The sequence below is a fragment of the Noviherbaspirillum humi genome (genome assembly GCF_900188095.1).
GTDB lineage: Bacteria > Pseudomonadota > Gammaproteobacteria > Burkholderiales > Burkholderiaceae_D > Noviherbaspirillum > Noviherbaspirillum humi.
Genome location: NZ_FZOT01000006.1, coordinates 57,886 through 80,774, shown reverse-complemented (window position 1 = coordinate 80,774; position 22,889 = coordinate 57,886). Strand labels below are relative to the sequence as shown.

The 22,889-nt window shown below is 62.3% G+C and carries 26 protein-coding genes; 11 read left to right on the top strand and 15 right to left on the bottom strand.

Features of this window, described 5'->3' with window-relative positions:
• Positions 1 to 12 precede the first annotated feature (12 nt).
• The 5 genes from CHB88_RS11425 to phaC all read right to left on the bottom strand — a co-directional run bounded on the left by CHB88_RS11425 (position 13) and on the right by phaC (position 5,692).
• Positions 13 to 1,203, bottom strand: a complete 1,191-nt coding sequence (locus CHB88_RS11425; protein WP_089399454.1) for a cystathionine beta-lyase — start codon at positions 1,201 to 1,203, stop codon at positions 13 to 15.
• Between the two features lie 39 nt (positions 1,204 to 1,242).
• A complete protein-coding gene (locus CHB88_RS11420) occupies positions 1,243 to 1,707 on the bottom strand; it encodes a hypothetical protein (RefSeq protein WP_176442421.1) in 465 nt (154 codons plus the stop codon).
• A gap of 3 nt (positions 1,708 to 1,710) precedes the next feature.
• Complete coding sequence (gene rimO / locus CHB88_RS11415) at positions 1,711 to 3,072, bottom strand: 30S ribosomal protein S12 methylthiotransferase RimO (RefSeq protein WP_089399453.1); 1,362 nt, start codon at positions 3,070 to 3,072, stop codon at positions 1,711 to 1,713.
• Between the two features lie 80 nt (positions 3,073 to 3,152).
• Positions 3,153 to 3,725 (bottom strand): polyhydroxyalkanoate synthesis repressor PhaR, encoded by a 573-nt coding sequence (phaR, locus tag CHB88_RS11410; protein WP_089399452.1) that lies wholly within the window; start codon positions 3,723 to 3,725, stop codon positions 3,153 to 3,155.
• Positions 3,726 to 3,979: 254 nt separating this feature from the next.
• Complete coding sequence (gene phaC / locus CHB88_RS11405) at positions 3,980 to 5,692, bottom strand: class I poly(R)-hydroxyalkanoic acid synthase (protein ID WP_089399451.1); 1,713 nt, start codon at positions 5,690 to 5,692, stop codon at positions 3,980 to 3,982.
• Positions 5,693 to 5,770: 78 nt separating this feature from the next.
• Between phaC and CHB88_RS11400 the strand changes: the two genes are divergently transcribed.
• Complete coding sequence (locus CHB88_RS11400; RefSeq protein WP_089399450.1) at positions 5,771 to 6,025, top strand: hypothetical protein; 255 nt, start codon at positions 5,771 to 5,773, stop codon at positions 6,023 to 6,025.
• 13 nt (positions 6,026 to 6,038) lie between these two features.
• Here the strand turns inward: CHB88_RS11400 and pgeF are convergent, their stop codons facing one another.
• Together pgeF and CHB88_RS11390 are read right to left on the bottom strand one after the other, a co-directional pair.
• Positions 6,039 to 6,809 (bottom strand): peptidoglycan editing factor PgeF, encoded by a 771-nt coding sequence (gene pgeF, locus CHB88_RS11395; RefSeq protein WP_089399449.1) that lies wholly within the window; start codon positions 6,807 to 6,809, stop codon positions 6,039 to 6,041.
• Positions 6,806 to 7,807: an RluA family pseudouridine synthase gene (locus CHB88_RS11390; protein WP_425436097.1), complete on the bottom strand. Its 1,002-nt coding sequence runs from the start codon at positions 7,805 to 7,807 to the stop codon at positions 6,806 to 6,808. The genes pgeF and CHB88_RS11390 overlap by 4 nt, the downstream gene beginning before the upstream one ends.
• Positions 7,808 to 7,885: 78 nt before the next feature.
• On the opposite strand from CHB88_RS11390, the gene CHB88_RS11385 reads away from it, so the two are divergent.
• A complete protein-coding gene (locus CHB88_RS11385) occupies positions 7,886 to 8,683 on the top strand; it encodes an outer membrane protein assembly factor BamD (RefSeq protein ID WP_089399447.1) in 798 nt (265 codons plus the stop codon).
• An 81-nt stretch (positions 8,684 to 8,764) separates the two neighbouring features.
• On the opposite strand, the gene yaaA is transcribed toward CHB88_RS11385, so the two are convergent.
• Entirely contained in the window at positions 8,765 to 9,541 is a 777-nt protein-coding gene (gene yaaA, locus CHB88_RS11380) for a peroxide stress protein YaaA (RefSeq protein WP_089399446.1), read from the bottom strand.
• 30 nt (positions 9,542 to 9,571) lie between these two features.
• Between yaaA and CHB88_RS11375 the strand changes: the two genes are divergently transcribed.
• Positions 9,572 to 10,054, top strand: coding sequence for a PIN domain-containing protein (locus CHB88_RS11375; RefSeq protein WP_089399445.1), 483 nt, complete (start codon positions 9,572 to 9,574; stop codon positions 10,052 to 10,054).
• 33 nt (positions 10,055 to 10,087) lie between these two features.
• On the top strand, positions 10,088 to 11,260 hold the full coding sequence (locus CHB88_RS11370; RefSeq protein WP_089399444.1) for a pyridoxal phosphate-dependent aminotransferase: 1,173 nt from the start codon (positions 10,088 to 10,090) through the stop codon (positions 11,258 to 11,260).
• A gap of 13 nt (positions 11,261 to 11,273) precedes the next feature.
• On the opposite strand, the gene CHB88_RS11365 is transcribed toward CHB88_RS11370, so the two are convergent.
• Complete coding sequence (locus tag CHB88_RS11365) at positions 11,274 to 11,927, bottom strand: glutathione S-transferase family protein (RefSeq protein ID WP_089399443.1); 654 nt, start codon at positions 11,925 to 11,927, stop codon at positions 11,274 to 11,276.
• A gap of 258 nt (positions 11,928 to 12,185) precedes the next feature.
• On the opposite strand from CHB88_RS11365, the gene CHB88_RS11360 reads away from it, so the two are divergent.
• The 5 genes from CHB88_RS11360 to CHB88_RS11340 all read left to right on the top strand — a co-directional run bounded on the left by CHB88_RS11360 (position 12,186) and on the right by CHB88_RS11340 (position 16,925).
• Positions 12,186 to 12,965 carry an oxepin-CoA hydrolase, alternative type gene (locus CHB88_RS11360; protein WP_089399442.1) on the top strand — a complete coding sequence of 260 codons (780 nt, stop codon included), beginning with the start codon at positions 12,186 to 12,188 and terminating at the stop codon, positions 12,963 to 12,965.
• Positions 12,962 to 13,666: a histidine phosphatase family protein gene (locus tag CHB88_RS11355; protein WP_089399441.1), complete on the top strand. Its 705-nt coding sequence runs from the start codon at positions 12,962 to 12,964 to the stop codon at positions 13,664 to 13,666. The genes CHB88_RS11360 and CHB88_RS11355 overlap by 4 nt, the downstream gene beginning before the upstream one ends.
• A gap of 82 nt (positions 13,667 to 13,748) precedes the next feature.
• Positions 13,749 to 14,813, top strand: a complete 1,065-nt coding sequence (locus CHB88_RS11350; protein ID WP_089399440.1) for a phosphotransferase family protein — start codon at positions 13,749 to 13,751, stop codon at positions 14,811 to 14,813.
• Between the two features lie 67 nt (positions 14,814 to 14,880).
• Entirely contained in the window at positions 14,881 to 16,143 is a 1,263-nt protein-coding gene (locus tag CHB88_RS11345; protein WP_089399439.1) for an acyl-CoA dehydrogenase family protein, read from the top strand.
• A gap of 89 nt (positions 16,144 to 16,232) precedes the next feature.
• Positions 16,233 to 16,925, top strand: coding sequence for a glutathione S-transferase N-terminal domain-containing protein (locus CHB88_RS11340; RefSeq protein WP_089399438.1), 693 nt, complete (start codon positions 16,233 to 16,235; stop codon positions 16,923 to 16,925).
• Positions 16,926 to 16,997: 72 nt separating this feature from the next.
• On the opposite strand, the gene CHB88_RS11335 is transcribed toward CHB88_RS11340, so the two are convergent.
• The 5 genes from CHB88_RS11335 to CHB88_RS11315 all read right to left on the bottom strand — a co-directional run bounded on the left by CHB88_RS11335 (position 16,998) and on the right by CHB88_RS11315 (position 20,858).
• A complete protein-coding gene (locus tag CHB88_RS11335) occupies positions 16,998 to 17,453 on the bottom strand; it encodes a MaoC family dehydratase (protein WP_089399437.1) in 456 nt (151 codons plus the stop codon).
• A 34-nt stretch (positions 17,454 to 17,487) separates the two neighbouring features.
• Entirely contained in the window at positions 17,488 to 17,952 is a 465-nt protein-coding gene (locus CHB88_RS11330; protein ID WP_089399436.1) for a MaoC family dehydratase, read from the bottom strand.
• 15 nt (positions 17,953 to 17,967) lie between these two features.
• Complete coding sequence (locus CHB88_RS11325; RefSeq protein WP_089399435.1) at positions 17,968 to 19,107, bottom strand: acyl-CoA dehydrogenase family protein; 1,140 nt, start codon at positions 19,105 to 19,107, stop codon at positions 17,968 to 17,970.
• 10 nt (positions 19,108 to 19,117) lie between these two features.
• On the bottom strand, positions 19,118 to 20,314 hold the full coding sequence (locus CHB88_RS11320; protein WP_089399434.1) for an acyl-CoA dehydrogenase family protein: 1,197 nt from the start codon (positions 20,312 to 20,314) through the stop codon (positions 19,118 to 19,120).
• A gap of 256 nt (positions 20,315 to 20,570) precedes the next feature.
• On the bottom strand, positions 20,571 to 20,858 hold the full coding sequence (locus tag CHB88_RS11315) for a hypothetical protein (protein WP_089399433.1): 288 nt from the start codon (positions 20,856 to 20,858) through the stop codon (positions 20,571 to 20,573).
• A 352-nt stretch (positions 20,859 to 21,210) separates the two neighbouring features.
• Here CHB88_RS11315 and CHB88_RS11310 point away from each other — a divergent pair, with 352 nt between their 5' ends.
• Entirely contained in the window at positions 21,211 to 21,597 is a 387-nt protein-coding gene (locus CHB88_RS11310; protein WP_089399432.1) for a DUF2237 family protein, read from the top strand.
• 24 nt (positions 21,598 to 21,621) lie between these two features.
• On the opposite strand, the gene CHB88_RS24415 is transcribed toward CHB88_RS11310, so the two are convergent.
• A complete protein-coding gene (locus CHB88_RS24415; RefSeq protein ID WP_143131221.1) occupies positions 21,622 to 21,897 on the bottom strand; it encodes a hypothetical protein in 276 nt (91 codons plus the stop codon).
• Between the two features lie 319 nt (positions 21,898 to 22,216).
• Between CHB88_RS24415 and CHB88_RS11305 the strand changes: the two genes are divergently transcribed.
• Positions 22,217 to 22,876 (top strand): PEP-CTERM sorting domain-containing protein, encoded by a 660-nt coding sequence (locus CHB88_RS11305; RefSeq protein WP_089399431.1) that lies wholly within the window; start codon positions 22,217 to 22,219, stop codon positions 22,874 to 22,876.
• Positions 22,877 to 22,889: the final 13 nt, after the last annotated feature.

The following is a 22,889-nucleotide window of genomic DNA, read 5'->3' as shown; positions in this document are numbered from 1 at the left end:
CTGCCGGGCGGCTCAGGAAGCGAGCCCGGCCAGCGCCTGCTCGATGTCGGCAATCAGGTCGTCCGGCGCCTCCAGCCCGATGTTGAAGCGCACCAGCTGGCCCTGGTGCGGCCAGTGCCAGCGCATGGCTTGCATGCGATATGGCACGCAGAGGCTGTTCGCACCGCCCCAGCTGTAGCCGATCTTGAACAGACGCAGGCTGTCGATGAAGGCATCGGTCTGCGCCTCGCTGTAGCGCTCATCGAAGATCACCGAGAACAAGCCGCCGGCGCCGGTGAAGTCCCGCTTCCAGATGTCGTGCCCCGGGCAATCCTCGAATGCCGGGTGCAGCACGGTGGCGATCTCCGGCCGCTGCTTCAGCCACGCAGCCACCTTGCGGGCGCCGGCGTCGTGGGCCTCGAAGCGCATCTTCATCGTCGGCAGGCCGCGCATCACCAGGTAGGCATCGTCGGCGGACACGCCCATGCCCAGGCGCATGTGGGCCATCTCGATGCGATGGATCAGCGCCTTATCCCGGGTGATCACTGCGCCCATCAGCACGTCCGAACCACCGGACTGGTACTTGGTCAGGGCCTGCATCACGATGTCGACGCCGTGATCGAAGGCCGGGAAAGCCAGCCCGGCCGCCCAGGTATTGTCGATCGCCACCAGGATGTCCTGGCCCTGCTCGCGCCGACCGCGGGCGACGGCGCAGATGGCCGGCACGTCCGGCACCTCCATCGACACCGAGCCGGGCGCCTCGGTCCAGATCAGGCGGGTGTTCGGCTGGATCAGTTCGGCGATGCCGGCGCCGATGAGCGGATCGTAGAAACGTGCCGTGATGCCGAAATCCTTTTCCAGCCAGCGACCCATTTCCCGGTTCGGGTTGTAGACATTGTCGGGAATGAGCACGTCGTCGCCGGTGCGCAGCAGCGCCAGGTCGACCATGGCAATCGCCGCCAGCCCGCTTGGCGCCAGCAGGCAGTGATTGCCGCCTTCTATCGCGGCGAGACGGGCTTCCAGGGTGAAGGTGGTCGGCGTGCCGTGCAGGCCGTAGGTATAAGCGTTCTTGTCCTGCCAGTTCCGGGAACGCAGCGAGGCGACATCCTTGAACAGGACGGTGGAGGCATGGTGGATGGCGGTGGGAAAGGCGGCGAAGCCCGGCGGCGCGGTGTAGTCGCTGTGGATCAGCGCGGTCTGGACGGATTTCTTGGGCTGGGTCACGCCGCCTCCTGATGAGTTGCCTGGTTCAGTCTTGCCGGCTCACGGCCGCTTGCTCGCTTCCGCCTGCTTTGCCGGGCGCGGCGCAGCGGCCGGCCTGCTCTTGTCTGCGCGGACCACCTGCAGTTGGAAAGGCCGCTGGACCGAGCCATCCAGCGACTCCCAGTTGCCGCTGATGCTGTCACCATTCACCGTGCCGAGCCAGTGGCCGGAGACGTCGGTGCCGTTCTCGGACTCTTCCATCACCAGTTCGCCTGCGTCGGCTTCGCCCGCGAGCAGCACCTTGGCTGAACTGCCGAATGCGAAATAATCCCCCTCGATGCCCTCTTCGCCCGTCTTCGGGCGCAGCTGCATCTGGATCTGGCGCTCACCCAGCGTGCCTCGCAGCACGACGGGCGCCGCGAACGGTTGGACCACCGCGCCGCCGGGTCCCCCTTCGGCGCTGAATGCGACCGCCGGAGCGAGAAGCAATACGCCGGCCAGAGACAGCGTGACCACAGCGCGCATGGGTCAGGATTCCGCCCAGAGGTCGTGCGCGTCGGCGGCGGTCACCCGCACGTCGACGAACTCGCCCACCTTCAGCTTGCGGTGAGGCTCGTAGGGCAGCTTGACGTAGACCACGCCGTCGATCTCCGGCGCATCGGCGGCGGAGCGGGCGGTGGCGCCGGAGGCATCCACCGAGTCGATCAGCACCTTGATCGTCTTGCCGACCTTGGCCTGCAGGCGCTGGCGGGAGATGCCTTCCTGCAGTTCCATTACCTGGCGGCGGCGGTCTTCCTTCACCTCTTCGGGCACCTGGTCCGGGAGGTCGTTGGCGGTGGCGCCTTCCACCGGAGAGTAGGCGAAGCAGCCGAGGCGGTCGATCCGGGCCTCGCGCAGGAAGTCGAGCAGGTACTCGAACTCCGCCTCGGTCTCGCCCGGAAAGCCGGTGATGAAGGTGGAACGGATGGTCAGGTCCGGCGCCATCCTGCGCCAAGCCTGGATGCGCTCGATGTTCTTCTCGCCGCTGGCCGGACGCTTCATGCGCTTGAGCACGTCTGGATGGGCGTGCTGCAGCGGCACGTCAAGGTAAGGCAGGATGCGGCCCTCGGCCATCAGCGGGATGACGTCGTCGACGTGCGGGTACGGGTAAACGTAATGCAGGCGCACCCAGGCGCCGTACTGGGCGGCCAGTTCGCCGAGCGCGGCTGAAAGCTGGGTCATGTGGGTGCGCAGCGGCTTGCCGTTCCAGAAGCCGGTGCGGAACTTCACATCGACGCCATAGGCGGAAGTGTCCTGGGAAATCACCAGCAGTTCCTTGACGCCGGCCTTGAACAGGTTCTCCGCTTCCAGCATGACCTCCGCCACTGGGCGCGACACCAGGTCGCCGCGCATGGACGGAATGATGCAGAAGCTGCAGCGATGGTTGCAGCCTTCGGAAATCTTCAGGTAGGCGAAGTGCTTCGGCGTCAGCTTGACGCCGGCGGCCGGCACCAGGTCGAGGAAGGGATCGTGCGGCTTGGGCAGGTGCTTGTGCACCGCCGCCATCACCTCGCCCAGCGCATGCGGACCGGTCACTTCCAGGACCTTGGGATGGACGTTCTGGATGATGTCCTTGCCGTCGGCATCCTTCTTCGCGCCGAGGCAGCCGGTGACGATCACCTTGCCGTTTTCGGTCAGGGCTTCGCCGATGGCATCGAGCGATTCCTGCACCGCGGCGTCGATGAAGCCGCAGGTGTTGACGATGACGAGGTCGGCGCCGTCGTAGGACTTGGCGGTTTCATAACCTTCGGCGCGCAGCTGGGTGAGGATTTGCTCGGAGTCAACCAGGGCTTTGGGACAACCGAGCGAGACGAAGCCCACCTTGGGGGCGGCTTGAGAATCTTGAGACATGGGAAATGGGGTACGAGAGCGAATCCGCTATTGTACCCTGTCGCTTCGGCGAGGTTCTGCCTCGCCGTACGCAAGAAGGCTTACTTGCCCTGCTTGTCCGTGCCCGGCGCGGCGGCGCCGGTAAAGGGGAAGGAGCCGAACATGCTCTTGGTCTGGTTCTGCATCTGCTCCTGCATCTGGATGAACAGCGTCTTGCTCTGCTCGATGTAGTTGCTCATCATGCCTTGCATCATCGGGCCCTGGACATTCATGAACTGGGTCCACATTTCCGGACTGAAAGGCTTGCCCTCGTAGAACCCCTTGGAGCTTTCCGCCAGCTTGTTCTGGATATCGATGAAGGCCTGGATGTTCTTTTCCAGGTAGGACCCCATCATGCCCTGCATCGCATGGCCGTAGTAGCGGATGATCTGGGCCAGCGCGCCGCTGGAAAACATCGGCGTGCCGTTGGACTCTTCCTCCAGGATGATCTGCAGCAGGATGCTGCGGGTCAGGTCTTCTTCGCTCTTGGCATCGACTACGGAAAAATCCTCGTTGTCGAGAACCAGCTGCTTCACATCGGACAGTGTGATGTAGGAACTCGTCTGCGTATCGTACAGCCTGCGGTTCGGGTATTTCTTGATCAAACGCTCTGTCGTCTTTTTTGCACTATTCATCACACATTCCAGTTTTAATGCCGCTGCCTGCGCGGCTTTTGTGGGAAAACGGGCGGATGGTCTCCACATCCGCTTTGGCTTAAGGGTAAAGGCCGCTGATTATGCGGTTGCAGCATCTATTTTCATTATGCCGGCGAGTGGGAAAAACAGCCATACCCCATGACTATTTTTGCGCTGCGGGAAAACAAGGGGCGCTGAACCCGTTGGCGCAGCGCCCCTGAACTCAGCTTTTGCCCCGTCCCGGCTTGCTCTTCCTATTCGGCTTTCACCTTCACATAGCGGCCCGGGGCGGGTTCGATTTCGGGATATTTCTTGCTGCCCGGCTTGCGCGCCTTGACCTGCTTGCCGCCGCCGGCCTCGAGGAAGGCTGCCCACTCCGTCCACCAGCTGCCGGGGCGCTCCTGAGCGCCGGCGAACCAAGCGTCGGCACTGCCGGCTGCCTTGTCATTGATCCAGTAGCTGCGCTTCTTCTTGGCCGGCGGGTTGATGACGCCGGCGATGTGGCCGGAGGCGCCCAGTACGAAGCGGTTGCGTTCGCGCTGGCCGGGATTGAGCAGTTCGACGGAGGCGTAGGCGGAGGTCCAGGGCACGATATGGTCCTCGCGCGAACCGTAGATGAAGACCGGCGCATCGATGAGCGACAGATCGACCTTCTCGCCGCCCACGGTGAGCTTCCCAGGCACGCGCAGATTGTTCTCCAGGTACATATTGCGCAGATACCAGCAGAACATCGGGCCCGGCAGATTGGTGCTGTCGGCGTTCCAGTACAAGAGGTCGAACGCCGGCGGCTCCTCGCCCTTCAAATAATTGGTCTTCACATAGTTCCAAACGAGGTCGTTCGGCCGCAGGCTGGAGAAGGCGGAGGCGAAGTCGCGACCCGGCATCAAGCCGCCTTGGCCGATGGTCTGCTCGCGCAGGGTGACTTGCGCCTCGTCAATGAAGACATCGAGGATGCCGGTGTCGGAAAAGTCGAGCAGCGTGGTGAGCAGCGTGAGGCTGGCAGCGGGCTGTTCCCCGCGTTGCGCGAGGACGGCGAGCGCGGTGGCGATCAGGGTGCCGCCGACGCAGAAGCCGAAGGCGTTCACCTTGTCCTCGCCGCTGATGTCGCGGGCAACTTCGAATGCCTTGATCACGCCTTCGACGATATAGTCGTCCCAGGTGAGATGGCCGAGCGAGGCATCCGGATTGCGCCAGGAGACCAGGAACACCGTATGCCCCTGCTCCACCGCGTAGCGCACCAGGGAGTTCTCCGGCTGCAGGTCGAGGATGTAGAATTTGTTGATGCAGGGCGGCACCAGCAGCAGCGGCCGCGCGAACACGGTCTTGGTCAGCGGCTGGTACTGGATCAGCTGGAACAGATCGTTCTCGAATACCACCGCGCCTTCGGTGGTGGCGACGTTGCGGCCGACTTCGAAGGCGGTCTCGTCGGTCTGCGAGATGCGGCCCTTCTGCAAGTCGGCCAGCATATGGGTAATGCCCTTGGCCAGGCTCTCCCCCTTGGTTTCCATGATCTTGTGCTGGGCCTCGGGATTGGTGACGAGGTAGTTGGCAGGCGACATGGCATCGATCAGCTGCTGCACCGCGAAGCGGATCTTATGCTTGGTCTTTGCCTTGGCATCCACCGCGTCGACCATCGCCAACAGGAAGCGGCTGTTGAGCAGATAGGTCGCGGCGTTGAAGGCAGCCCATACATTGGATTGCCACTCGGGCGCGGAAAAGCGGCGGTCCGCTACCGGAATCGGTTTGCCGGCGACCGCATCCTGCCAGAGCGCGCAAAGCTGCTGCATGTAATCCTGCTGCAGCTGCGCCATGTCGGCCGGGTCGATGCTGGCGCCGAGTTCGGCAATGGTGGAGAGTATCGGCCGGGTGTCGATCTGCGGCGGCTTCATCCAGGTCTGCCATGCGTTGGGATCGGCGAACTGGTTCATCCAGGCCGGGGTTCCGGAGTGCGGGCTAAACATATTCATCTTGGCCTCTTTCAGTTGGCGCTTCCGTTGTCACGCTTTTCGCGTATCGTTACGTCTCATCCTGCACTGCTCGCTGCCATGTACATCATTGCCATCGCCTGGATCTACGTCGTCTTTATGATGGCGATCACCGAGCATTCGGTCATCGCGGGAATAATGACCTTCCTCCTCTACGGCGTATTTCCGTTGTCAATCATTTTATACATAATGGGTACGCCTCGGCGCAAGCGGATGAAGGCGGAACGGGAAAAAATGCAGGCAGCGGCAGATGCCCAAAGACAGGCCGCCGCCGATCCGGCGGCCGTCGAACGGGGAAAACGGCAGGAGAATTGAGTCCCGGGCGGGTTCAGTCGAACCAGATGAGTGCCGCCATGCGGCCGGTGACGCCGTCGCGCCGATAGGAGTAAAAGCGGTCGCGATCCTCGACGGTGCAGAAGCCGCCGCCATGCACGGCCACCGCCCCGGCGCGGGCCAGCCGGCGGCGCGCCAGCGCATAAATGTCAGCCAGATACTTGCCGGGCTTGCCTTCGATGGCAGCGAAGGCGTCCTGATCGCTCGCCGCAGCGGCAACGAAGGCCTGGCGAACGTCGTCACCGACTTCGAAGCGCTCCGGGCCGATGGCCGGCCCCATCCAGGCGCTGACGGCCTGGGCGCCGGCGTCGCGCATGCGTGCCAGCGTATTTTCGAGCACGCCGCCTGCGAGCCCGCGCCAGCCGGCATGGGCCGCGCCCACTACTCTGCCCCCGGCATCGGAAAACAGCACCGGCAGGCAATCCGCCGTCATGATGGCGCATACCACGCCCGGCCGGTCGGCAACCGCGGCATCGGCCTCCGGTACACCCTGCGCCGCGCAGGCATCCACTACCCGCGCACCATGCACCTGGGAAAGCCATGCAGGCTCAGCCGGCAGCAAGCGCCGCAGCAAGGCACGGTTCGCCGCCACGGCTTCCGGCGCATCACCGACATGGGCGCCGAGATTCAATCCGCCGTCCATGCCGCCATACGGGCCGGCGCTGACGCCGCCGCAGCGGGTGGTGCACAGCGCATGCACGCTGGCCGGCAAGCCAGGCCATTCCGGCACGAGAATCTGCGGCTTCCCGCTGCCGGCGGTGCTCATTCGGCTGCTCCGTGCGCAATGCCGGCGCGTTGCAACAAGCCGGAGAAATCATCAGGCAGGGGCGCCTGCCACTCGCACGCCTCATTGGTGGCCGGGTGCAGCAGCCCCAGCCGCTGTGCGTGCAAGGCTTGCCGTGGGAAAACCGATGCCAGGTGCGGCTTGCCATACAGCGGATCGCCGACGAGGCCGAAGCCGATGGATTGCATGTGAACCCGGATCTGGTGGGTGCGGCCCGTTTCCAGACGGCAGCGCAGCAGTGACACTTGACGCCCGTCGATGGCCCCGGTCGCCAACCGCTCGTAATGCGTCAGTGCCGGCTTGGCGCTGGGGCTGTCGCTCACGGCCATCTTGATGCGATCGCGCGGATGGCGTCCGATCGCCGCTTCCACCTTGCCGCTGACCATCGTCTGGCCCCACACCAGGGCGAGGTATTCACGCTTGACGCTGCGCGCCTGAAGCTGGCGCACCAGGTTGGTCTGCGCCTCCAGCGTCTTGGCCACCACCATCAGCCCGCTGGTTTCCTTGTCGAGCCGGTGCACGATGCCGGCGCGCGGCACGCCAGCGATCGCCGGGCTGTGATGCAGCAGCCCATTGAGCAGCGTACCGCTCCAATTGCCCGCCGCCGGGTGCACCACCATGCCGGCCGGCTTGTCGATCACGAGGATGGTTTCATCTTCATGCACGATCGGCAACGCCATGGCTTCCGCGCTATAGGACATGGTTTCCGGGTCGGGCTGCGGCCGCACCACCACCGTCTCGTCGCCGTACACGGTCGCCTTGGGCTTGACCGGCTGGCCCTCGATGGTGATCAGGCCGGCTTCCATCCATTGCTGCAGGCGGTTGCGGGAATACTGGGGAAGCAGTGCCGAGAGCGCCTTGTCGAAGCGGCTGCCGCAGGCATCTGCGCTCAAGCGGATCACGATTTCCTCATTCTCGGGAGAAAGAAGCAGGTCGTCTTCGGCGTCGGCGGGATCGTTTTCGGGGAGGGTATTGTTCAAAATCGGTGCTGGGATTGAATTGGCATGATGTGCATCAGCTATAATCGAACGATTGTCCGAATGCACCATTGCAAAGTCATGCGAAAAGTTCTGTTGAAAGGCCTCACCCTCGTATTTGCGGTTTCCCTGTCCGCCTGCGGCTTGCTGCCGGAGAAGGCGGACGAAACCCGCGGGTGGTCGGCGTCGAAATTATACTCGGAGGCCAAGGACGAGCTCTCGTCGGGCAATTACGAAAAGGCCATCCAGTACTTCGAGAAGCTGGAATCCCGTTATCCCTTCGGCACCTACGCCCAGCAGGCGCAGATGGAAGTCGCCTACGCCTACTACCGCCAGGCGGACCAGGCGCAGGCGCTGGCGGCGGTGGAGCGCTTCATCAAGCTGCACCCGAACCATCCGAACGTCGATTACATGTATTACCTGCGCGGCCTGATCAACTTCAACGACCAGCTCGGCTTTCTCAGCTTCCTTACCCGCCAGGACCCGAGCGAGCGCGACTCCAAGGGCACACGCGATGCCTTCGATGCCTTCAAGCAGCTGGTGGAACGCTTCCCGGACAGCATCTACGCCAAGGATGCCACCGCCAGGATGAAGTACCTGGTGAACGCCATGGCGCAGTATGAAGTGCATGTCGCCAACTACTATTACCGGCGCGGCGCCTACCTTGCCGCCGCCAACCGAGCGCAGCGCGCCGTCACCGAGTACCGGGAGGCGCCAGTCATCGAGGAAGCGCTGTGGATCATGGTGCGCTCCTACGATGCGATGGGCATGCCCAAGCTGCGCGACGATGCCGGCCGGGTGCTGAAGGCCAACTTCCCCAACAGCAGCTATCCGCCAGGACAACAGGCGAAGTCCGATCCCTGGTGGAAATTCTGGTAAGCCAGCCTCATCAATAAAAAGCCTCGCGTTGCGAGGCTTTTTTATTTTCCGACCCTTCCGAACCGGTCGCCTTCGCCCGGCTTAGGCCTCCAACCGCCTGCGAAACACCCAGATATCGGCGTCCGATGCTTCAGGGGCGTAGGCATAGCCGTCAAGATCGAACGCCTTCAGTCGCTCGACATCGGTGATCCCGTTCAACGCAGCGTAACGCACCATCAGCCCCCGGGCGCGCTTGGCGAAGAAGGAAATGATCTTGTACCGGCCGTTCTTCCAGTCTTCGAACACCGGTGTCACCAGCCGCGCCTGAAGCAGCTTGGGCTTGACCGACTTGAAATACTCCTCCGACGCCAGATTCACCAGCACCTCGCCGCCTGCCTCCAACAGATCCCGGTTGAGTGCTTCGGTGATCGTTTCGCCCCAGAACGCATACAGATCCTTACCGCGCGGATTCTCGAGCCGGGTACCCATTTCCAGCCGGTACGGCTGCATCATGTCGAGCGGCCGCAGCAAGCCGTACAAGCCGGATAAAATACGCACATGTCGCTGCAGGAAGTCCAGCTGATCCGTGGAGAGCGTCGCAGCCGCCAGCCCATCGTAGACATCGCCATTGAAAGCCAGCACCGCCTGCTTGGCGTTTTTCGTCGTGGAACGCGTCGACCAGGTGGCGTAGCGCTGCACGTTGAGGGCAGCTAGCGCATCCGAAATCTGCATCAGGCTGCCGATCCGGTCCGGCGAATAGCCGCGCAGAATATCGATCAGTTCAGCGGAATGGCGGGCGAAGCGAATCTTCGTGTGCTTCTCGGTGATCGGCGGGGTTTCGTAGTCGAGGCTTTTCGCCGGGGACAGGACTAGCAGCATTGCAGTGTTTCGAAAGTGATGATGAACGCAATGATACCCAAGCCCAGCCGGATAGTGCTGGACACCAATGTTTGCCTCGATCTGTTCGTCTTCCGCGATCCGCGCTGGCAACGCCTGCTTGCCGGACTGGAGACCGGTCTGCTGCAGGCGGTGACCCGGACCGACTGCCGCAAGGAATGGCTGCTGGTACTGCAGTATTCGCACCTGCCCTTGGATGAGGCCGGCCGCCATGCCGCCCAGGCGGACTTCGACCGGCTGATCCAGCCCTCCGGACAGGAGCCGGCGCCGGAGCCGCATCCCCTGCCCGCCTGCAAGGACAAGGACGACCAGAAATTCCTGGAGCTGGCGCGCGATGCCGGCGCCGAGATCCTGATCACCAAAGACAAGGCGCTGCTGAAACTGGCGCGCCGGCTTGCCCGCATCGGCCTGTTTCGCATCATCACGCCGGAAGCCTGGCTGGCGGAGAATGAAACGCCGAATGTAACGTCACCAGCCGCTACAATGCCAGCCTGACACCATGCACAACCACTAGCCCAACCTCCATCCATGACGACAGCCACCGCATCCAGCCTCGTGCCGCCCAGCCGCCTGCCGAAAGTCGGCACCACCATCTTCACCGTGATGTCCGCTCTCGCGGCGGAAAAAGGCGCGGTCAATTTAGGCCAGGGCTTCCCGGACTTCAATTGCGATCCGGCGCTGGTGGAGGCAGTGTCGAATGCGATGCGCGACGGCATGAACCAGTACCCGCCGATGACCGGCGTGCCGGCGCTGCGCGCGGCGATTTCACAGAAGATCGGAGCACTCTACGGCCGGCATTACGACGCCAACAGCGAAATCACCGTCACCGCCGGCGCGACCCAGGCCATTCTCACCGCCATCCTTTGCTGCCTGCATCCGGGCGAGGAAGCGATCGTCATCGAACCGGCTTACGACAGCTATGTGCCTGCCATCGAACTGGCCGGCGGCACGCCAGTGTTCGTGCAGATGGAACTGCGGGAAGCCGGCTATGCCACGCCGTGGGACAAGGTGGCCGCCGCCGTCACCGGCAAGACTCGGCTGATCATCATCAACTCGCCGCACAATCCGACTGGCTCCGTCATGCGCGAAGCCGACATCCAGGCCCTGGCCGACATCGTGCGCGGCACCAATATCCTGATCCTGTCGGACGAGGTGTACGAACACATGGTGTACGACGGTGCGCGCCACGAATCGGTCTGCCGCCATCAGGAACTGGCGGAACGGGCCTTCGTCGTCTCCAGCTTCGGCAAGACCTACCATGTCACCGGCTGGAAGATCGGCTATGTCGCCGCCCCGGCCGCGCTCAGCGCCGAGTTCCGCAAGGTGCACCAGTTCAATGTGTTCACCGTCAACACGCCGGTTCAGCACGGCCTCGCCGCCTACATGGGCAATCCGGCGCCTTACCTGGAGCTTGCCGGCTTCTACCAGCGCAAGCGCGATCTGTTCCGGGACGGGCTCCAGAGCACCCGGCTTCGCCTGCTGCCGTCCGACGGCACTTATTTTCAGTGCGTCGATTATTCGGCGGTGTCGGATCTGAGCGAAGCCGAGTTTTCGAAGTGGCTCACCACCGAGATGGGCGTAGCGGCGATTCCGGTCTCGGCCTTTTATGACGATCCGCGCGAATCCGGCATCGTGCGTTTCTGCTTCGCCAAGAAAGACGAGACCCTGAAGCAGGCCCTCGACAAGCTGGCCCGCCTCTGATCCCTCCCCTCCGTCAGGATGCCGGCTTGCGCTGCGCGGCCAGCTCCTGATTCGCCTTGCGGTCGGCATTCACCCGCTGGGCGGTTGGGCGCTCGCCGATCATGCGCGCATAGTCGCGCACCGGAAGGCCCGCCATCATGTCTTCGCCGAAAACCGCCTTGGTGGCAATGCCGATCAGCGGCAGGTGCACGAAGGCGGCGCAGTCCGCAATGGTGAACTCATTCCCTGCGATGTAAGGCGAGAATTTCGCCATCTTGGTGAAGGCGGCGATATTTCGCTTCAACAGCTTTTGCACCCTGGCCTGGCTTTCCTCGCTCAGGGCGCCGCCGAAAAAGGCTTTCGGATAGAGCTCCCGCGCCACCAGTTCCAGGTGCAGTTCCATGAAGGTGATCAGTTCACGCACCTTCGCCGCCGCATAGGGATCGGCCGGCAACAAGGGCTGCTGCGGATAAGCCTGCTCGATATACTCCATGATCACCTGCGATTCACACAGCGACCCTGCCTCGGTCTCGATGAACGGTATCTTGCCGAGCGGCGACCGCGCCAGCAGCGCCGGCGAACGGTCGGCCCACACCAGCTCTTCCTCGAAAGCCACGCCCTTTTCCAGCAGGGCGAGCTTGACCTTGTTGTAGTAATTGCTGAGTGCGAAGCCGCATAGCTTGAGCATGATGTCTCCTGTCGTTGATGATCTTGTGCGGTCGAATGGCGCAGCTTGCCCACCGCGCCGTGAAGTATCGCACCAATCGATGCTCGCCTCCACCGGCAGGAAGATGGCGGGCCGCGCCACCCGAATATGCGTTTTCGGCAATAATAGAAAAACCTGAATCGAACAGCCGAACAATGATTCCACCGATCGGCATGCCGCTTCACTGCCGCATGCCGAAAGCCGCAAGAGACGCCAGCCCTCCCAACTTCATTCACCGCCATGTCCGCCGAACTTCAAGCCTCGCGCCGCGATGCGACCCTGATCCTCACGATTTCCAATCCCGGCGCCAAGAACGCGCTGCATCCCGACATGTACGCCGCCGCGGTGGAAACCCTGACCACCGCCGAACGCGATGACTCGATTCGCGCCGTGGTGCTCACCGGCGCCGACCATTTCTTCTGCGCCGGTGGCAACCTCAATCGCCTGCTGGAAAACCGCAGCAAGGACAAGTCGGTGCAGGAAGCTTCCCTCGACAACCTGCGTGGCTGGATCGAAGCCATCCGCGATTGCCCGAAGCCGGTCATCGCCGCCGTCGACGGCGCCGCGGCCGGGGCCGGTTTTTCGCTGGCGCTGGCCTGCGACCTCGTGGTGGCCGGCGCCAGCGCCAAGTTCGTGATGGCCTATGTGAAGGTGGGCCTGACGCCCGACGGCGGCGGCAGCTGGTTCCTGAGCCGCGCCCTGCCGCGCCAGCTGGCGATGGAAATCATGGTGGAGGGCAAGCCCATCGGCGCCGAACGCCTGCATCAGCTCGGGCTGGTCAACCGCCTCGTGCCCGACGGCAGCGCGCTGGACCAGGCGCTGGAATGGGCCGACGCACTGGCCGAGCTGTCGCCGAATGCGGTGGAGCGCATCAAGTCGCTCTCTCACGAAGCGCTGAATACCTCGCTGCCCCAGCATTTCGAAGTCGAGAAGACCCATTTCGTCGAAAGCTTGCATCATGCCGATGCCCAGGAAGGCATCAGCGCCTTCCTTGAAAAAAGAAAGCCCCGCTACAAATGAAGCCCATGGAGAGACGCCGCATCTACCTGATACGTCACGGCAGCGTGACCTATTTCGATGCCACCGGACGCCCCTTCCTGCCCGAGCAGGTGCCGCTGAATGAAGACGGACGCGCCCAGGCCAGCGCCGCCGGCAAGGTCTTCGCCAGTGAAGGCATACGCTTCGACAAGGTGATCGTTTCCGGCTTGCCGCGCACCGTCGAAACCGCGACCCGGGTGCTGGCCGAGACCGGGCAACAGGCCGAATTCGAGCAATGGCCCGAACTGCAGGAAATCCGCGGCGGCAAACTGTCAGCCATTCCGGATGAAGCGCTGCGGGAAGCCTTCGTCGGCGCCTTCGACGGCGTCGTGCCTGAGCATAAGCAGTTTCTCGGCGGCGAAAGCATCGGCCAGCTGCTGGACAGGGTGCACCCCGCCATCGACCGCCTGCGCGCCGACAAGCGCTGGGACACGGTGCTGCTGGTGCTGCACGGCGGCGTCAACCGCGCCATCCTGTCCTACGCATTGACCAACCAGCGCCTGTTCCTCGGCAACCTGGCGCAGACCGCCGGCTGCATCAATGCCCTGGATGTCGGCGAACAGCAGGCCGACTGGGTGGTGCGCCTGATGAACTTCTCCCCGCCTTCGCACCTGCAGGGCGAGGAGCGCAGCACCACCATGGAGAAGCTGCTCGAGCAGTACAAGAAGTTCCGCGCCGGCTGAAGAGCAAAACGTAAAAAAGTACGACCGTGCGCAATGTTGGGTTAGAATCGAACACACGGTTCGAGAACATCCAGGAGACAAGATGTACGAAGAATACATGGGGACCCGCCCGGTCTCCGAGCGCCAGAAATTCGACGTCGGCGCGCTGCAGGACTACATGCGCCAGCATGTGGAAGGCTACTCCGGCGATCTCGCCGTCGAGCAATTCAAGGGCGGCCAATCCAATCCCACCTTCAAGCTGAGTGCCGGCGATCGTCAATACGTGCTGCGGACCAAGCCCGCGCCCGCCGCCAAGCTGCTGCCCTCCGCCCATGCCATCGACCGCGAATTCCGCGTCATGGATGCGCTCAACAAGGCCGGCTTCCCGGCGCCGCGCCAGCATGCTCTCTGCACCGACGAATCCATCATCGGCCGCGCCTTCTACATCATGGAGTTCGTCGAAGGGCGTGTGCTGTGGGACCAGTCGCTGCCCGGCATGAGCCGCGAGCAGCGTGCGGAGATCTACGACGAGATGAACCGCGTGATCGCGCAGCTGCACACCATCGACTATGAAGCGATTGGCCTCGGCAGCTACGGCAAGCCCGGCAACTACTTCGCCCGCCAGATCGACCGCTGGACCAAGCAGTACAAGGCGTCGGAGACGGAGACCATCGAGGCGATGGACCACCTGATCGAGTGGCTGCCAAAGAACATCCCCGCCGGAGACCAGACCAGCATCGTGCATGGCGACTACCGCATGGACAACATGATCTTCCACCCGACCGAGCCGCGCGTGCTGGCGGTGCTGGACTGGGAGCTGTCCACCCTCGGCCATCCCTTCGCCGACTTTTCCTACCACTGCATGAGCTGGCACATTCCCCAGGGCCAGTTCCGCGGCATCGGCGGGCTCGACCTGAAAGCACTCGGCATTCCGTCCGAGGACGAGTACATCGCCAAGTACTGCGAACGCACCGGCAGCAATATCAACAAGGCCGACTTCAACTTTTACCTCGCCTACAACATGTTCCGCATGGCCGGCATCCTGCAAGGCATCATGAAGCGCTATGTGGACGGCACCGCTTCCAGCGAGCAGGCGCTCAAGTCCGGCAAGTCGGCCCGCCCGATGGCGGAGATGGGCTGGCGCTATGCGAGCGGCCAGGGCCAATGACCGCCCTTTCCCGATAAACCGATACAACCAACGCTAAACCGGCTGACACCAGCCTCAAGGAGACGACATGGACTTCGAGTATTCCGCCCGTTGCAAGGAACTGCAGCAGAAGCTGCTGCGCTTCATGGATGAACACATCTATCCGAATGAAAAGGCATACGACGAGGAAGTGGACCGCAACGGCCGGGAAAAGGGCAATCGCTGGATCGCCACCGAGCTGATCGAACAGCTCAAGCCGAAGGCGCGCGAACAGGGCCTGTGGAACCTGTTCCTGCCGAAGTCGCCGCGCGCGCCGGAAGGCTTGTCCAACCTCGATTACGCGCCGCTGTGCGAAATCATGGGCCGGGTGCCCTGGGCCCCGGAAGTGTTCAACTGCTCTGCGCCGGACACCGGCAATATGGAAACCATCGAGCGCTACGGCAGCGAAGAACACAAGCGCCGGTGGCTGGAGCCGCTGCTGCGCGGCGAGATCCGTTCCGCCTTTGCGATGACGGAACCGCGCGTGGCTTCTTCCGATGCCACCAACATTGAGACCCGCATCGAGCGCGACGGCGACGAGTACGTGATCAACGGCCACAAGTGGTGGATCTCCGGCGCGGGCGATCCGCGCTGCGCCATCTTCATCCTGATGGGCAAGACCGATCCGGACGCGCCGCGCCACCAGCAGCAATCCATGATCCTTGTGCCGCGCGATACGCCGGGCGTCACCATCAAGCGCCCGCTCAACGTCTTCGGCTACGACGACGCGCCGCACGGCCACTGCGAAATTTTGTTCGAGAACGTGCGCGTGCCCGCCTCCAGCATCCTGCTCGGCGAAGGACGCGGCTTCGAGATCGCCCAGGGCCGCCTTGGACCAGGCCGCATCCACCACTGCATGCGCGCCATCGGCGTGGCCGAACGCGCGCTGGAATTGATGTGCAAGCGCCTCAACGACCGGGTCGCGTTCGGCAAGCGGGTTTCCGAGCAGAGCATCTGGCATGAGCGCATCGCCGAGGCCCGCATCCGCATCGACACCGCCCGCCTGCTCACGCTGAAGGCCGCCTACATGATGGATACGGTCGGCAACAAGCACGCCAGGGCCGAGATCGCGATGATCAAGGTGCTGGCGCCGAACGTCACCCAGCAGGTGCTGGACTGGGCCATTCAGGCCTACGGCGCAGGCGGCGTCTGCGACGACTTCCCGCTCGCCGGCCAGTGGGCGGGCAACCGCACCCTGCGCATCGCCGACGGTCCGGACGAAGTGCACCGCAATGCCATCGCCAAGCTGGAGCTGGCCAAGCACATGTCGATTCCGAAAAAGGACCTGGAGCTGCCTATCACCCGTTCCTGATTCAACCGCCGCGACTTTGACAGGAACGCGGTTGCCGCCCGGCGGCAGCCGCGTTTCGTTTTCCGACAACCCGTTTCGAAAGGATGCTAATGATCGACGTCTATTCCACCGCCACGCCGAACGGCCACAAGGTCCACATCATGCTGGAGGAATGCGGCCTGCCCTACCGCGTTCACCATATCGATATCGGCGCCGGCGACCAGTTCAAGCCGGAGTTCCTGGCGATTTCCCCGAACAACAAGATTCCCGCCATCGTCGACGAGGATGGTCCCGACGGCCAGGCGATGTCGCTGTTCGAGTCCGGCGCCATCCTCCTCTACCTCGCCAGCAAGGTCGGACGCTTCCTCGGCGACACCGACCGGCAGAAGTTCGCCACCCTGCAATGGCTGATGTTTCAGATGGGCGGCGTAGGCCCCATGCTCGGGCAGGCGCACCATTTCCGCATCTATGCGCCGGAACAGATCGAGTATGCGGTCAACCGCTACACCAACGAAGCGCGCCGGCTGTACGGCGTGATCGACCGCCAGGTGGCCAAGGAAGGCTATCTCGCCGGCAGCGAATACACCATCGCCGACATCGCGACCTTCCCCTGGCTGCGCTCATGGAAGAACCAGGGCATCGACTGGGCCGACTTCCCGAATGCCAAGCGCTGGTTCGACGAAATCGAGGCACGCCCCGCAGTGCAGCGCGGCGTGCAGGTGCTCGCCGACCTGCGCAAGCCGATACGGGACGACAAGGCTAAGGAAATCCTGTTCGGCAAGACGCAGTACGAGCGGCGCTGAACCCTTCACCGCTCCGCAAGGAAAAAAGGCGGACCGCCTGGTCCGCCTTTCATCACATCGGCACCGATCGCCCTACTCGTAGCGACGCGACAGCGACTCCGCCACGCACACCGGCTTGTCGCCGCCTTCCCTTTCCATTGTTACTTGCCAGGTCATCTGCACGCCGCCGGGAATGTCTTCCAGCGCCATCAGCAGCATGCGGCCGCGGACGCGGCTGCCGACCGGCACCGGCGCCGGAAAACGCACCTTGTTCAAGCCATAGTTCACGCTCATCTTCGCTGCCGGCATCTGCATGGCGCTGGCCATCATCATCGGCAGCAGCGAAAGCGTGAGAAAGCCGTGGGCGATGGTGCCGCCATAGGGCGACTCACGCTGGCAGCGTTCCACGTCGAGGTGTATCCATTGGTGGTCGTCGGTGGCGTCTGCGAATTTCCGCACCCGCTCCTGGGTGATTTCCACCCACTCCGACACTGCCACTTCCCGGCCGACCAGTTCCCTGAGCTCGGCGACGGATTCGATCGTTCGCATTTCTTCTCCCTGTCTGTACGCGAAGCGGCTCTCGCTAAGCCGCTTCCTTCGGCCGACGCATGAACATGCCCATGCCCTTCACCGTGGTCACCGTCTCGCCATGCTGGTTCTTCGCTTCCCACATGGTATGGACCACGCCGCGGTCCGGCTTGCTGGCCGACGGCCTCGCATCCAGCACCGTGGTCGTGACGCTGAGGGTATCCCCGGCACGCACCGGCTTGAGCCAGCGGATCTCGTCCACGCCGGGGGAACCGAGGCTGGCGGCTTCCCGCATGAAGCCGTCGACCATCATGCGCATCATCATGCCGCAGGTGTGCCAGCCGCTGGCGATGAGGCCGCCGTAGATGGATTGCTCGCCGGCCGCCTTGTCGACGTGAAAGGGTTGCGGATCGAACTGGCGCGCGAAATCGATGATCTCCTGCTCCTCCACGAGGCGGGTGCCGACGTGGATGGTTCGGCCCGGCGTGAAGTCCTCGAAATACCACTTGAATTGACGCATGGGGACTCCGTCGCCTCAGGCCGCGTCGCGGAAGCCGGGTTGAGAAGCGAACCGCGCCAGATGGTGGTCGGTATCGCCAAGAGTCAGCTCGATCAGGGACAGGCGCTTGAAGTGATGCGCTGCCGGCAGTTCATTGGTGACGCCCATGCCGCCATGCAGCTGCACCGCCTGCTGGCCGATGAAGCGCGCCGCCTGGCCGATGCGCGCCTTGGCGGCGGACACGGTGCGGCGCCGCTCCTGCGCATCCGCAGAATCCGCTTTCACCGCTGCCAGCGTCGCCATGGAGCGGGCCTGCTCGAAGTGGATGAACATGTCGGCCATGCGATGCTGCAGCGCCTGGAACTTGCCGATGGGGACGCCGAACTGCTGGCGCGTCTTCAGATACTCCAGCGTGGCGGCGTTCAGCGCTTCCATCACGCCCACCGCTTCCGCGCAGAGCAGTGCCACGCCGTAGTCCGATGCCGCATCCAGCGACTCCCATCCCAGGCCTTCCTTACCGAGCAGCGCCGATGCCGGCAAGGCAACGTTGCCGAACTCGATGTCGGCTGCGCGCATGCCATCCAGGGTACGGTATTCCCGCACCGTCATGCCCTCGGTGCCCGCGGGCACCAGGAACAGGGAAATGCCCTCCGCATCGCGCTGGCCGCCGGCGCTGCGCGCCGACACGATGATCTGGCCGGCCTGGGCGCCGTGCAGCACTACCGTCTTGGCGCCGTTCAGAACGTAGCGGTCGCCGTCGCGCCTGGCGGACGTGGCGATGTCGGCCAGGTCATAGCGCGACTGCTTCTCCGCCAGTGCGCAGGCCAGCTTCAGTTCGCCGCTGGCAACCTGCTCCAGCAGTTCGCCGCGGTCGCCAGCCAGGGCGAGGAAACGGGCGCCGAGCATGGTGGCGAAATACGGCTCCACCACCAGGCCGCGGCCCAGTTCATGCATCACCACCATCATGTCGACCGCGGTGCCGTTGAACCCGCCCTGCTCTTCCGGGATCGGCAGCGCCGTCATTCCGAGTTCGGCCAGCGTCGCCCAGGCGTCGTCGGACACGCCCTTGTCGGAGCGGATGACCTTCATGCGCTGCTCGAACTGATAATCCTTGTCGACCCAGCGGCGCAGCGCGTCGGAAAATTGCTGTTGTTCGGGGGTGAAATCGAAGTTCATCGCCGTCTCCTCACAGGCCCAGGATCATCTGGGTAATGATGTTTCTTTGAATCTCGTTGGAACCGCCGTAGATGGATGTCTTGCGGAAGTTGAAGTAGTAGCCGGCAAGCGGGGCCGCGTCGTCGTCGGCCGCGATGCTGTGCTCCTGTTCGCCTTCGAGATAGCGCGGATCGAAGGGCAAGGCAGCCGGGCCGACCGCCTCGATCATCAGTTCGGTGAGCATTTGCTGAATGTCGGTGCCCTTGACCTTCAGCATGGAAGCTTCCGGCCCCGGTCCGCGACGGGTCTTTTCTTGAGACAGCACGCGCAGCACCGTCATTTCCAGCGCCATGATCTCGATCTCCAGGCTGGCCACCTTGGCGGCGAACAGCGGATCGTCGATGATGGGCTTGCCGTTCTTCATGTGGGTGCCGGCCACCTTTTTCAGGAACTGCAGCTCGCGCTTGGCGCGGCCGACCGCGGCGATCCCGGTGCGCTCGTGCCCGAGCAGGTATTTGGCATAGGTCCAGCCCTTGTTCTCTTCGCCGATCAGGTTCTCCACCGGGACCTTGACGTTGTCGAAGAAGACTTCGTTCACTTCATGTTCTTCGTCCAGCATGACGATCGGACGGACGGTAATGCCCGGGGTCTTCATGTCGATCAGCAGGAAGGAAATGCCCTCCTGCTTGCGCGCCTGGGGATCGGTGCGAACCAGGCAGAAAATCATGTCGGCATGCTGGGCCAGCGTGGTCCAGGTCTTCTGGCCATTGACGATGTAATGGTCGCCCTGACGCTCTGCACGTGTCTTGAGCGACGCCAGGTCGGAACCGGAGCCAGGCTCGGAGTAGCCCTGGCACCACCAGTCGTCACAGTTCAGGATGCGCGGCAGATAGTGCCGCTTCTGCGCCTCGTTGCCGAAAGCCATGATGACCGGCGCCACCATGTTCACGCCGAATGGCAGGATCGGCGGCGTGCCGGCGCGGGCGCACTCTTCTTCCCAGATATGGCGCTGGACGGCGCTCCAGCCAGTGCCGCCGTACTCGACCGGCCAGCCAGTGCCGACCCAGCCCTGCTTGGCGACGATCTTGTGCCAGCGGACGAAGTCATCCTTCGATAAACGCTTGTGATTCAGGACTTTCCGCTGCAGGTCGTCGGGAAGATTGGCATCGAGGAAGGCGCGAACGGTGTCGCGAAAGGCGAGGTCCTCGGGCGAGTAGCTCAGGTCCATGCTGTCTCCTGTGTTGAATTATAAAAGCACGATCGTTCTAAAAGATTATACAGAGAAGAACCCCGGCGCGCGGGATTTATTCATCGGCGCAAGGCGCATGATCACGCACCTTGCGTCTGGATGACGATGTGGAGCGTCTTTCAGGCGGAGACTGGAATGCTGCACTAAGCCGACGGGCGTGGCGCCGAGAGGAGTACTGCGAGCGTCGCAGGGAGCGGAATGGCTCAGCGTGGAGAGGAGATGAGCGTAAGCACGCTCACGGCTTGTTGAAGGCGAGTTGCCACTGGCCGGCGTCATCCGGCATGCCGGGACGCTGCGCCGCCAGCAGCAGCTTCGTTTGACGACGCGCCGCCTTTGCGGTGACGCCGCCGGTCAACAGCTCAATGTTGGTTTTCATTTCATGAAGCATTTCCGTCTTTGCCAGACGGACGAGACTGCGCAGCGTCTCCCGGTAGACATGCTTCGACCTGTCGTTTGCCTCATCGCCGTACACGGCCACTACGAGTTCCTCAATCATCATGTCGGAGTTCAGCTTCTTTTTCATGTCCGCGCTTTCCGTTGAAGTTAGGAATTTTCTTAGCACGCAGAGTATTTCAGAGTTTCCGCCATTTAACTTGAGCCGAATCAAAGGTGTAGACAAGTTCGATGGATTGCGGAAATAAAAAAACCCGCAAGGCTCACGCATTGCGGGCTAAGACTTCCTGGGAGGCCTTTAGGGACCGCCCTCATCGTATCGATTTTTAACGCAGGAAATTTTGAGAAATCGCAAGGGAAGTTGAAGTCACGAAATGTTTGGCCTCATCCGGGGTCGCTTGCTGCCATGCCGATTCTCAAGTGCAGCGCGGTCGAATTGGTCTATGATCGGCTTATAGCTTTCGCCTACATCGGGTCTCGCCATGCCCCACCACATTCCGCCTCCGCCGGCCAGGAACGTCTACAACGAGCCGCTCGTCCCATGCTCCTTCGAGCCCTTGACCGGGTTCTTTCGCGACGGCTGCTGCAAGACTACGCAGGAAGATGTCGGCACCCATGTCATCTGCGCCATCGTGACGGCGGACTTCCTTGCATTCAGCAAGCAGCATGGCAATGACCTCAGCACCCCGGTCCCCGAGTGGAATTTCCCCGGCTTGAAGCCGGGTGACCAATGGTGCATCTGCGCGCTTCGCTGGATCGAAGCCTTCAACGAGGGCGCTGCGCCGCAGGTGGTACTGGAGAGTACCAACATCAATGCGCTGGACCTCATTCCGCTCGAGATATTGGAGCAGTACCGGCATAATGCTTGATCACGCTCTGAGCCGGCTCGGGGCTCACGGCAAACTCGTTGCTTTAGCTGATTTGATTGCGGATCTCGACGCAAGAACATGCTTGACCGTCTTGGCTTGACCCACGCCGCAATTTGCGCCCGCCGCCTTAAAGGTACGGATCAGGAAATGGGAAGCGCCTTGGGTCAATACTCTGATTCTCGTCTTGTTGCGATGGACGGGTAACGATTGACGATGTTGAGTAGCGAAACGATCCCGCAGCGCTGCGTTGACGATCGTTGTCGAGTCGAACTCTTTTACAACATTCTTCCCAACTTCCATTCACCTGTCACCTTCCTATATCGGGAGATAGTGATTTCCATGTGACGCCTTGTTCTTGCGAATGGAGACAGAGTTATTTTGATGGTTTGTTTGTGCTGCGTCATCTACGCTGGCTGGACAAATCTTCCATATCTGCTTAGAAGTTTTACTTCGGCCGAGTTGCGCCATTATCGTTGTCGAATTAATTAACACCTTTTGGTTAAAATCCAAGTACCGGAAGTTCACACCATTGATTTAATTGAATATTTTGGATTGGCATGTGCATTGCTATTAGAGCAACGCAACACACCAATCGATAATTGATTAAAAAGGGGAAAAGATGAACTTCGTAAAAAAGGCGCTGCTAGGTCTTGGATTTTTTGCTGCACTGGGCCTCTCCGCTGCGGCAAGCGCGACACCATTCAGCATCACTGGCGGATCGTTTAGTACAGGTACGGGTTATGGTACCGGCGATGGCCAGTTGGACGTTACGTTCACCAGCTTGGTGGCACCTACGTCGTTTGACCTGGCTGTTGGGCAAACCGCGTCCTTCCTGTTTGGGCGCGTGACGCTCAACGAGTCATGCATCAATAGCGGTAATGGCTTGGTTGATTTCTTTGCCTGCGGGCTCAGTGGGCTTGGAAAAGATGAAACCAATAATTTGGGTGTAACCGCCAATCTGACGTTTGCGAGCCCATTGGCCACTACCGTGTCGAACGTTGCCATCGTTGGGGCTTTCGTCGGTACTGTCAACGGTGACAACGATGTTGACTACTCTATCGATTTCAACCCTGTCACAGTTAACTTTGGCACGAGCGGTGCATTCGTGGTTGATGTCGGCGACTTTATTTTCCGTGGAACGGGTCCGATTTCTAACGGCTTTAATGTAACCCTGACCCGCGCTGAAGTACCTGAGCCGGCCACTCTAGGTTTGCTTGGACTCGGCCTGCTTGGTGTGGCTACTTCACGTCGCAAACGGGCGAAGAATAAGATTGCATAGATTGGTCCGATCA

What these genes read in the sequence shown, in the direction of transcription:
- phaC (WP_089399451.1), bottom strand. Translation starts at nt 5,692, where the DNA reads ATGAATATGTTTAGCCCGCACTCCGGAACCCCGGCCTGGATGAACCAG.
- pgeF (WP_089399449.1), bottom strand. Translation starts at nt 6,809, where the DNA reads ATGAGCACCGCCGGCAGCGGGAAGCCGCAGATTCTCGTGCCGGAATGG.
- CHB88_RS11385 (WP_089399447.1), top strand. Translation starts at nt 7,886, where the DNA reads ATGCGAAAAGTTCTGTTGAAAGGCCTCACCCTCGTATTTGCGGTTTCC.
- CHB88_RS11305 (WP_089399431.1), top strand. Translation starts at nt 22,217, where the DNA reads ATGAACTTCGTAAAAAAGGCGCTGCTAGGTCTTGGATTTTTTGCTGCA.
- CHB88_RS11400 (WP_089399450.1), top strand. Translation starts at nt 5,771, where the DNA reads ATGTACATCATTGCCATCGCCTGGATCTACGTCGTCTTTATGATGGCG.
- CHB88_RS24415 (WP_143131221.1), bottom strand. Translation starts at nt 21,897, where the DNA reads ATGGAAGTTGGGAAGAATGTTGTAAAAGAGTTCGACTCGACAACGATC.
- CHB88_RS11340 (WP_089399438.1), top strand. Translation starts at nt 16,233, where the DNA reads ATGATCGACGTCTATTCCACCGCCACGCCGAACGGCCACAAGGTCCAC.
- phaR (WP_089399452.1), bottom strand. Translation starts at nt 3,725, where the DNA reads ATGAATAGTGCAAAAAAGACGACAGAGCGTTTGATCAAGAAATACCCG.
- CHB88_RS11370 (WP_089399444.1), top strand. Translation starts at nt 10,088, where the DNA reads ATGACGACAGCCACCGCATCCAGCCTCGTGCCGCCCAGCCGCCTGCCG.
- CHB88_RS11355 (WP_089399441.1), top strand. Translation starts at nt 12,962, where the DNA reads ATGAAGCCCATGGAGAGACGCCGCATCTACCTGATACGTCACGGCAGC.
- CHB88_RS11320 (WP_089399434.1), bottom strand. Translation starts at nt 20,314, where the DNA reads ATGGACCTGAGCTACTCGCCCGAGGACCTCGCCTTTCGCGACACCGTT.
- CHB88_RS11375 (WP_089399445.1), top strand. Translation starts at nt 9,572, where the DNA reads ATGATACCCAAGCCCAGCCGGATAGTGCTGGACACCAATGTTTGCCTC.
- CHB88_RS11325 (WP_089399435.1), bottom strand. Translation starts at nt 19,107, where the DNA reads ATGAACTTCGATTTCACCCCCGAACAACAGCAATTTTCCGACGCGCTG.
- yaaA (WP_089399446.1), bottom strand. Translation starts at nt 9,541, where the DNA reads ATGCTGCTAGTCCTGTCCCCGGCGAAAAGCCTCGACTACGAAACCCCG.
- CHB88_RS11365 (WP_089399443.1), bottom strand. Translation starts at nt 11,927, where the DNA reads ATGCTCAAGCTATGCGGCTTCGCACTCAGCAATTACTACAACAAGGTC.
- CHB88_RS11350 (WP_089399440.1), top strand. Translation starts at nt 13,749, where the DNA reads ATGTACGAAGAATACATGGGGACCCGCCCGGTCTCCGAGCGCCAGAAA.
- CHB88_RS11420 (WP_176442421.1), bottom strand. Translation starts at nt 1,707, where the DNA reads ATGCGCGCTGTGGTCACGCTGTCTCTGGCCGGCGTATTGCTTCTCGCT.
- CHB88_RS11360 (WP_089399442.1), top strand. Translation starts at nt 12,186, where the DNA reads ATGTCCGCCGAACTTCAAGCCTCGCGCCGCGATGCGACCCTGATCCTC.
- CHB88_RS11310 (WP_089399432.1), top strand. Translation starts at nt 21,211, where the DNA reads ATGCCCCACCACATTCCGCCTCCGCCGGCCAGGAACGTCTACAACGAG.
- CHB88_RS11335 (WP_089399437.1), bottom strand. Translation starts at nt 17,453, where the DNA reads ATGCGAACGATCGAATCCGTCGCCGAGCTCAGGGAACTGGTCGGCCGG.
- CHB88_RS11330 (WP_089399436.1), bottom strand. Translation starts at nt 17,952, where the DNA reads ATGCGTCAATTCAAGTGGTATTTCGAGGACTTCACGCCGGGCCGAACC.
- CHB88_RS11345 (WP_089399439.1), top strand. Translation starts at nt 14,881, where the DNA reads ATGGACTTCGAGTATTCCGCCCGTTGCAAGGAACTGCAGCAGAAGCTG.
- CHB88_RS11315 (WP_089399433.1), bottom strand. Translation starts at nt 20,858, where the DNA reads ATGAAAAAGAAGCTGAACTCCGACATGATGATTGAGGAACTCGTAGTG.
- rimO (WP_089399453.1), bottom strand. Translation starts at nt 3,072, where the DNA reads ATGTCTCAAGATTCTCAAGCCGCCCCCAAGGTGGGCTTCGTCTCGCTC.